Annotated in this window: 10 protein-coding genes; 6 read left to right on the top strand and 4 right to left on the bottom strand. The window is 36.5% G+C overall.

The window, feature by feature from the left end; all coding sequences use genetic code 11:
• Positions 1-391: 391 nt before the first annotated feature.
• From CWB66_RS02315 to CWB66_RS02305, 3 genes are all read left to right on the top strand, one after another.
• Positions 392-796, top strand: a complete 405-nt coding sequence (locus CWB66_RS02315) for a DUF1801 domain-containing protein (RefSeq protein ID WP_138584194.1) — start codon at positions 392-394, stop codon at positions 794-796.
• A gap of 59 nt (positions 797-855) precedes the next feature.
• Positions 856-1,347 (top strand): GNAT family N-acetyltransferase, encoded by a 492-nt coding sequence (locus CWB66_RS02310; RefSeq protein WP_138584193.1) that lies wholly within the window; start codon positions 856-858, stop codon positions 1,345-1,347.
• Positions 1,348-1,446: 99 nt separating this feature from the next.
• Entirely contained in the window at positions 1,447-1,893 is a 447-nt protein-coding gene (locus CWB66_RS02305) for a hypothetical protein (RefSeq protein WP_138584192.1), read from the top strand.
• A 12-nt stretch (positions 1,894-1,905) separates the two neighbouring features.
• On the opposite strand, the gene icd is transcribed toward CWB66_RS02305, so the two are convergent.
• Positions 1,906-3,174 carry an NADP-dependent isocitrate dehydrogenase gene (gene icd / locus CWB66_RS02300; RefSeq protein WP_138584191.1) on the bottom strand — a complete coding sequence of 423 codons (1,269 nt, stop codon included), beginning with the start codon at positions 3,172-3,174 and terminating at the stop codon, positions 1,906-1,908.
• Positions 3,175-3,360: 186 nt separating this feature from the next.
• On the opposite strand from icd, the gene CWB66_RS02295 reads away from it, so the two are divergent.
• Positions 3,361-4,164 (top strand): M61 family metallopeptidase, encoded by an 804-nt coding sequence (locus tag CWB66_RS02295; RefSeq protein WP_077538093.1) that lies wholly within the window; start codon positions 3,361-3,363, stop codon positions 4,162-4,164.
• On the opposite strand, the gene CWB66_RS02290 is transcribed toward CWB66_RS02295, so the two are convergent.
• On the bottom strand, positions 4,151-4,708 hold the full coding sequence (locus CWB66_RS02290; RefSeq protein ID WP_138584190.1) for a hypothetical protein: 558 nt from the start codon (positions 4,706-4,708) through the stop codon (positions 4,151-4,153). The genes CWB66_RS02295 and CWB66_RS02290 overlap by 14 nt on opposite strands.
• A 369-nt stretch (positions 4,709-5,077) precedes the next feature.
• Between CWB66_RS02290 and CWB66_RS22170 the strand changes: the two genes are divergently transcribed.
• Positions 5,078-5,245: a hypothetical protein gene (locus tag CWB66_RS22170; protein ID WP_007375427.1), complete on the top strand. Its 168-nt coding sequence runs from the start codon at positions 5,078-5,080 to the stop codon at positions 5,243-5,245.
• A gap of 131 nt (positions 5,246-5,376) precedes the next feature.
• Entirely contained in the window at positions 5,377-6,219 is an 843-nt protein-coding gene (locus CWB66_RS02285; RefSeq protein ID WP_138584189.1) for a transporter substrate-binding domain-containing protein, read from the top strand.
• An 81-nt stretch (positions 6,220-6,300) separates the two neighbouring features.
• Here the strand turns inward: CWB66_RS02285 and CWB66_RS02280 are convergent, their stop codons facing one another.
• Entirely contained in the window at positions 6,301-6,876 is a 576-nt protein-coding gene (locus CWB66_RS02280; RefSeq protein WP_138584188.1) for a YceI family protein, read from the bottom strand.
• A 12-nt stretch (positions 6,877-6,888) separates the two neighbouring features.
• Complete coding sequence (locus tag CWB66_RS02275; protein WP_138584187.1) at positions 6,889-7,428, bottom strand: cytochrome b; 540 nt, start codon at positions 7,426-7,428, stop codon at positions 6,889-6,891.
• Between the last annotated feature and the right edge of the window lie 293 nt (positions 7,429-7,721).

The following is a 7,721-nucleotide window of genomic DNA, read 5'->3' as shown; positions in this document are numbered from 1 at the left end:
AACTAGTTTGACAAACACCGAGATGCATAAAACGTATATTCGACTTTGGGTTTGAAGCAGGCTCTTCGCCGAGAGTATTTCAATCCGCATTGAGTCAAAGTTCGATCTCAAAATTAGCTGAAATTGGTGGAGCCATAACGGTGACAATCTATGCATCAGCTGATTAAAGTAAAAGTGACCGACCGTATAAGCGCTCGTTAATCTTTGTTATGTCATTAGTTTGAAGGCTTGGAGTGAAGTTCTTAGCTACAAAATTATTATCTTAAATAAGCGAAACAGTGATATACACGTTAAAATTGAATCAAAATAGGTACTTCTCTATACTTGTTGTTTTAATAAAATAAACAATGGGTAATTTATAAACCTCATTGTATTTAAATTGGATGATTAAATGGACATAATCGTACAGAACAAATTTAGTACTTACCCCATTGACGTGAGCATTTTACTTAATGCGCTACGTGATCTTATTTTTGAAGTTGCCAAGCATAACGAAATTTCTGATATAACAGAAACATTAAAATGGGGGGAGCCTAGTTACATTTCTAAAATTGGCAGTACCATTAGGATTGATTGGAAAAATAAATACCCTGAGCAGTATTTTATTTATTTCAACTGTAAAACATCACTAGTAGATACGTTTAAAGAGCTCTACGGCGATACTTTTATATACGAGGGTAATCGTGCCATTGTATTTAAAATTAACCAAGCTGTACCTTATAAAGAACTAGCGCATTGTATCTCTATATCATTACGCTATAAAAAAATCAAGCACTTAAGATTACTTGGTGCATAATCACTCAATGCTGCACATTCAATCTCCATAGTTCTACAGCACTTAAAAGGTCTCCGTTAATGATAAATAAACTCGATAATACCAATGACCGTATTGCAAAAGCGATTTTTACAACATTTCAACGCGCTTATACTATTGAAGCTCAACTTATTGATGTGCTTGATTTCCCTCCATTATCACGTACCGTTAACGATATAAAAAATTCAGAAACGCTCTTTTATGGCTATCACGAGAACGAATATCTAGCTGCCGTTATTGAGTTTGATATAAAAAATGACTGTTTAGATATATGTAGCCTAACTGTTGATCCTGATTATTTTAGAAAAGGCATCGCACATAAATTATTAGAAAGTGTGTTAGCAATAACACCGGTTTCACGGGCAATAGTCGAGACGGCAGTTGCTAATACACCAGCAATCAATTTATATAAAAAACATGGTTTCATGGAATATAAAAGATGGACTCCTTCACATGGTATTGAAAAATTGCGATGTCTATTAGGGCGTGTTGATGAGCAGCAATTACGGAAAGTTAAGACCACTTTAGCTTAATATTGATCAAATCAATATCAGTTATTGAAAACAACAATTTCATTAATAATACACTTAGCGCTAGAGTGAAGTTAAGCCAACAAACTAAGAGTAATTATTATGCCAACGACAGCAACTTTCACACGACAAGACGGATTATTCATTGATGCTAACTTACATCAGTTCATTGAAGAGCAGCTGTGCACAACAGCAACTTTAAAAACTACTGAGGTTTATCAAGCATTAGCAACACTTGTAGATGAGTTTGGGTGTACGTGCCGTAAAAATAAGCATCAAGCAAATGACACACTTGAAGTCAGTACACTGTTAAATGCGTATCAGCAACAAAATCATCCGCACTGTCATGTAGATGCACAAACAACTGAAGCCGTTCTTGATGAATACTGCTGCCAAGTACCTGCCATTATTGTTGTTGCATTAATGGATACACTTAGCGGTACACATTGTGATGAGCCAAGTGCACATGCCTTATACCACCGCGCTGCACAATTAACTAACCGCCCTTGCATGCACAATTTACAACTTGCCAATGCATCAGCAGCTTAATAGTGGTTGTGTTTAAAAATGCTCGATAACCTTTTGCGCAAACTCTGTACACGTTAAGGTTGTCGAGTTATGAAGACTTGAGTTATCGGTGTGCTCTTTTATTAAATCAAAAGTGACTTCACCGCCTTTAAATGTTTGCTCTAACGCATTTTCTATTAGTAATGCGGCCTCTTTCCAGCCCATAAACTTAAGCATTAATACTGCACTTAAAATACTACTGCTTGGATTTGCTTTATTTTGCCCAGCAATTCGCTCGAACGTACCATGAGTGGGTTCAAAAAAAGCCACTTCATTATTTAAATTAGCTGCCGGCATTATGCCTACACCGCCAACTTGGGCGCTTAGCATATCTGCTAAAAAGTCGCCGTTTTGATTGGTCGTTGCTATTACATCAAACTGCTCTGGGTGCATTAAACATTGCTGTAGCATGTTATCTGCTATTACTTCTTTAATAACTAGAGGCGCGTACCCTGCTCGCTCTATTTGTAACCAACGACCATTTTGATGATTTGTCGCTTTAAACTCTTTTTTAGCCAGCGCAAACCCCCAACGTTTAAATGCACCATCAGTAAATTTAAGTACATTCCCCTTGTGCACAATGGTCAATGAGTCGCTGTTATTGTTAAGAGCATAGTTTATAGCATAACGAATTAAACGTTCAGAACCTTCTTTTGATATGTTTTTAATACCAATGCCGCATTCTTGTGTAAATCGTAAGCGCGTTACCCCCATTTCTTCACATAAAAAATCGAGCATCTTTTCACTTTCAACACTGCCAGCTTGCCATTCAATGCCAGAATACACATCTTCGCTGCTATCTCGCAGTACAGTTATATTAGTTAAAAAAGGGTTTTTTAGAGGGGATGGAAGCGCGCTAAAGCCTTTAATTGCCCGCATATTTACAAACAAATCCATTTCTTGCCGGAGCGCGACATTAAGTGAACGAAAGCCGCCACCCAGCGGGGTTGTTAATGGTCCTTTTATGGCAATTTTACAGGCACGTACTGCATTAATTGTTTCTTGTGGGAACCAATCACCATCATATAATTTAGCTGCTTGTTCACCATTGTAAACCTGCATCCAATGAATTTTCCTATCCTTTTTATAACAGTGAGTAATGGCGCTATCCACAACATGGCGCATTACAGGCATAACATCTAAGCCCACTCCATCACCATCTATATAAGCAATAATAGGTTCAGATGGGATATGCCATTGCCCATGGCCGTCTATTATTATATTTTGACCTTGCTCTGGCACATTTATATGTTGGTACTGCATTACTAACACCTACAAAGTTTTTATAAATACGATTAAAGCATGTTAACTAAGGTGTGTCTGTATATGTACTTTTATAGTTACTATCATTTTAAAAAATAAAGAATTAGGCGTGATTATTTATCCATTTAGTTGGTCTTGTATATTAGGATTTTCGTACCAGTTATTAAATTAAAGCGGAGCACGTTAATGAAACTCTTTTTAGTATTACTGTTATCAATAATCGCTTTTAACTCGCTGGCCATTGAAGTAGTAATACATAACCTCAGCTCGCTCTCAAATAACGGCCAAAAAACGGTATCGACTTGGGTTAATCAAAGTGTTGAAAAAACAAAAAACACCTTGGGCCCTTTACAACAAAGTATCTTGCCTATTTATTTAAAACCGCAATACTTTGCTTCTGAGCCAGTGCCTTGGGCCACTGTTAAACGTAATAATCCTGATGGGCTTGAGCTACATATAGATCGCTACGCCAGTTTAAAGGCATTTACTAAAGATTGGACGCTGTATCATGAGCTTGCACACTTATATTTACCATTATTGCCTTATTCAGGGTTTTGGTTAAGTGAAGGTTTTGCCAGTTATATGCAAAACGTGGTAATGCGTGATAGCGGTATAATTACCCAGCCACAGTTTGTACAGCGATTAAATGCAGGATTTGACCGCGCACGCTTGCAAACCAGGACTAAAAATCAACCGCTTGATAAGCTTTCTGCCGATATGTGGAGGCAGCGTGCCCAGCAACGTGTTTACTGGACAGGCGCTGCTTTTTTTGTAGAAGCTGATTTAGCACTGCAAAAGCAAGGAAAAACAGTTGCACATGTAATCAAAGCGTATCAAGTATGCTGTAGAGCCTCACGTTCTGATGCTAAAACGTTTATAAAAAATCTCGATAAACTATCTAAAAGTAGTGTATTTTCAAACCTATACGTAAAGTACAATAGCCGTACTGACTTTCCCACAATTACAAAATCACAGCTTAATCAGTTGTAGCACTACTTTTTAAGTAACTACAGAAATCGCTGTATCCTAGTTCATCAAAATTGGGCGAGTGCCGATTCATAAAGCCATGTAAATAGTCTACTTTGTTACACTCTACGCTAGCTTTAGCGCTTAATTTTGAAATAATTTCATCAACATTAAAATGTGCTTCGCGTTTAGGGAAAATAAACTCACGCGGCACGTTTGAACCTAACGCTAAATAATTACGGATTTGCGATGGATAAAATCCAATTAGCTTTTTAAGGTGTGTATTGCCTGTTAATAACTGCGCCCGCCATGCAGCACTTGCTCCAGCGCTAAATGCAATACAGGTTGTAGGAACTTTGAGCTCATTAAAGCATTTATGAAGTTTGGCTGTATATTTATCATGCCCACATTGTTCAATAAAGTTATTGTAATTATCTTGTTCACTTTCAATGGCTTGAACTTTACTGTTGTAAGGGTCCACAATCGATACATTAGCACTAACTTCTTTTGATAACTGCACTAAAGCAGTGCTTAAACCAAAAATATCACTCACAATCAGGTAATTCATACTTATCCTTTATTAACTAAAAATTGGCTTTGTAAGCAGTTGATAAGATTTATTACAAATAATACCGCATAAATAGCTTGCGCTAAATATATATTTAAGTTACTTTCCCTCTCTGGTTTAAATAAACCACCGCGGTTAACCATTTACCCTGATCCAGTAAGCCCCGCAAAACGTATATTTGAAAGCTAAGTTATTGTACGGCGAGAACCCCTTAAATAATACCGAGATGAATTTTACTATCATCGCAAAAGTGTCATAAAGATCGTCAACACTGTAATGAAGCTAAACACAACATCGTTTATTTATTAACTGCATTTTGCTATAAAAATATAGCGCAGAATAAATAACAAGAATAAAGTGAGTTTTATTATGTCTTATAAATATAATGGGTCTATGATCCAAATTGCACATCCAGTGCAATCTATTTCAGTAAACAAACATCGTGTGATCTTTAGTGATACACAAGGTTTAAAAAATGCATTATTTCAAAAAGCGAGTGATGCGCGCCAATTTGTTAAGTGGCTAAAAGCCAGTTAAACAAAAACATTAATTGCCTTTTATCCGCAATTACTAAAAAATATTTTGCCAGCCTCGTTGCTGGCATTTTACTTTTTAACACTTTAGTGGTTACAATGGTCTTAGGATAATAACTATTGGTTGCCGCGTTAATGCCTAGTATATTTTTAACCTTTATATTATTTAGTTATTTAAGCCCCGTAGCTAATGCTAAAACCATTAATTGGTTAACGCACGACTTTGCACCTTATTATATTTTAAACGGCCAGTACCAACACCAAGGCCGTGACGAAAGCATAATCTCCCTTCTTCAAAAGCAATTACCCACTATTACCTTTAACCGGGTCATCATACCTTCTGGTAAAGTAATTCAAGAGCTATCAAATGTCTCTCAAAACGTCTGTGCATTATCGCTTTATAAAAATGATTACAGAAAAGAGCATATTTACTTCACTGATGAAAGTTCAACAACAGGCTTATCACCTTCAATTGCTATGCATAATAAACTGGCTGATGCACTTGAACTACCTAATGCCACTGAGGTGTCGTTGTTAAACTTAATACGTGATAAAAAGCTGACGCTGGGTGTTTCAATGAGTCGCTCATACGGTAAAGAAATTGATACCATTATAAATACAACCCCTGATATAGACTTAGTAATAAGACCTACTCGCGACAGCCTAGCAAGCCTCACTTACATGCTGAATTTAAAACGAATCGATATTTTATTGGGTTACCCAAGTGAGCATTACTATTTAGCTAAGTCGATGCATTTTGATAAAAATTTAACGCAGCGTGCACTCATAGAATCACCTGCTTTAAGTTATGGTTTTATTGGCTGCACTAAGAATGAACAAGGTGCGAAGGATATAACGATCCTTAATGAGCAACTTAAAGTGATTAAAAAAACACAAGCTTATAATGACGTGCTTATGCGTTGGTTACCTGAGCATTTAAGGCCGCTATTGCAATCACGTATAAATGGCACAAAATAAGCGGAGTTAAAGCCGCTTAATTTGAGTTTCTGTTATGCAAAAAACGCCACACAAGTGGCGTTTTTTTATTTAATAACGATATTACTGACGAATTCCTTCTATAAATAAACCTATATCAACATGCGTAGATGCTGGTCCTAAGTTGTAATCAATACCGTAATCGGCAAGCTTTAAACTCGTTTCACCTTCAAAACCTACACGATAACCACCCCATGGATCGTTACCTTCACCAATTTTTTCGATTTCGAAAGTAATCGTTTTAGTGATTCCATGTAACGTAAAGTCACCCGTCACTTCGCCCGAATCACTTTCAAATTTAATACTTGTGCTTTTAAAGGTTGCTGTTGGGTACTTATCAACATTTAAAAAGTCTTTACCGCGTAAATGCTTATCGCGCTCAGCATGGTTTGAATCTAGGCTTGTAGTATCAATGTTAACCATAATTTGCGACGCATTAGGGTTTTTAGCATCGTAATTAAATTTACCATCAAATGTATTAAAACGACCATGCAACCAGCTGTAGCCTAAATGTTTAATTTTAAAGTTTACAAACGCGTGAGCACCCTTTGTGTCAATTACGTAGTCGGCTGCACTAGCAGTTGTTACCGATAACATCATTGCAGCAGAGACTGCCGTGCTTAATAGTAATTTTTTCATTTTAATCATCCTTTATGGTTTGATCATTCTTAGTAAGGTTTTATCTTTGTCGATAAAGTGATGTTTTAACGCCCCAAGTGCATGCAATACCACAAAACCGATTAAAACACATGCACTGTAATAATGTACTTTTCCTGCAATATCGGCTTGGCTGTCAAAAGCAAAATCAAACGCCGGAATATTGAACAAGGTAAAAACTTCAATTGGTCGCCCGTCTGCGGTCGATATTAAGTACCCAGCAACAACAATAACAGCCACTATAATATACATGACAATATGCGCCGTATGCGCTAATTGGTTGATGCCTTTACTTTCACCTAATGGTTTAGGCTGTGTAGATAAAGCACGCCATACAATTCTAAATAAAAATACGGCCACAAGTGTAATACCAATACTCTTATGTAAATCGAGAGAGCCTTTATACCAACTATCGTAATAAGTCAGCTCAACCATATATAAACCTAAGCCAAACAGTCCAAGAATAGTCAGCGCCATGAGCCAATGTAAAATAATGGCGACAAGTCCGTAAGATGAAAGTGTATTTTTAAACATGTGTAACTTCCTATAATGCTATGGCGATACAATATAATGCATAGCCATAAATGAAAATAACATTTACAAACACTTTATGTGCGTATACGCACAGAACTTTGATATTTAAAGTCAGTTTTGCAAATAATACCAATCTGTTTGTATATAGGGTCTATTTAACGTTAAGAAAATTACGCTAGGACGAGGCAGAAATTTTTGTATCTAGTTGTTCTAAATAAAAAATTTTTAACGACGTAATAGTGCAATTTAATTCGTTAAATTGATCAAATATTTATGCAGGTTGGTATTTAAGT

The organism is Pseudoalteromonas sp. S558 (assembly GCF_005886635.1).
Classification (GTDB): Bacteria; Pseudomonadota; Gammaproteobacteria; order Enterobacterales; family Alteromonadaceae; genus Pseudoalteromonas; species Pseudoalteromonas aliena.
This window is presented reverse-complemented; position numbering and strand designations above follow the sequence as displayed.

Bases quoted from the DNA above. Each gene is read 5' to 3' on its own strand.
- icd (WP_138584191.1), bottom strand. From the start codon at position 3,174: ATGCAGTACCAACATATAAATGTGCCAGAGCAAGGTCAAAATATAATA.
- CWB66_RS02315 (WP_138584194.1), top strand. From the start codon at position 392: ATGGACATAATCGTACAGAACAAATTTAGTACTTACCCCATTGACGTG.
- CWB66_RS22170 (WP_007375427.1), top strand. From the start codon at position 5,078: ATGTCTTATAAATATAATGGGTCTATGATCCAAATTGCACATCCAGTG.
- CWB66_RS02310 (WP_138584193.1), top strand. From the start codon at position 856: ATGATAAATAAACTCGATAATACCAATGACCGTATTGCAAAAGCGATT.
- CWB66_RS02295 (WP_077538093.1), top strand. From the start codon at position 3,361: ATGAAACTCTTTTTAGTATTACTGTTATCAATAATCGCTTTTAACTCG.
- CWB66_RS02285 (WP_138584189.1), top strand. From the start codon at position 5,377: ATGCCTAGTATATTTTTAACCTTTATATTATTTAGTTATTTAAGCCCC.
- CWB66_RS02290 (WP_138584190.1), bottom strand. From the start codon at position 4,708: ATGAATTACCTGATTGTGAGTGATATTTTTGGTTTAAGCACTGCTTTA.
- CWB66_RS02275 (WP_138584187.1), bottom strand. From the start codon at position 7,428: ATGTTTAAAAATACACTTTCATCTTACGGACTTGTCGCCATTATTTTA.
- CWB66_RS02280 (WP_138584188.1), bottom strand. From the start codon at position 6,876: ATGAAAAAATTACTATTAAGCACGGCAGTCTCTGCTGCAATGATGTTA.
- CWB66_RS02305 (WP_138584192.1), top strand. From the start codon at position 1,447: ATGCCAACGACAGCAACTTTCACACGACAAGACGGATTATTCATTGAT.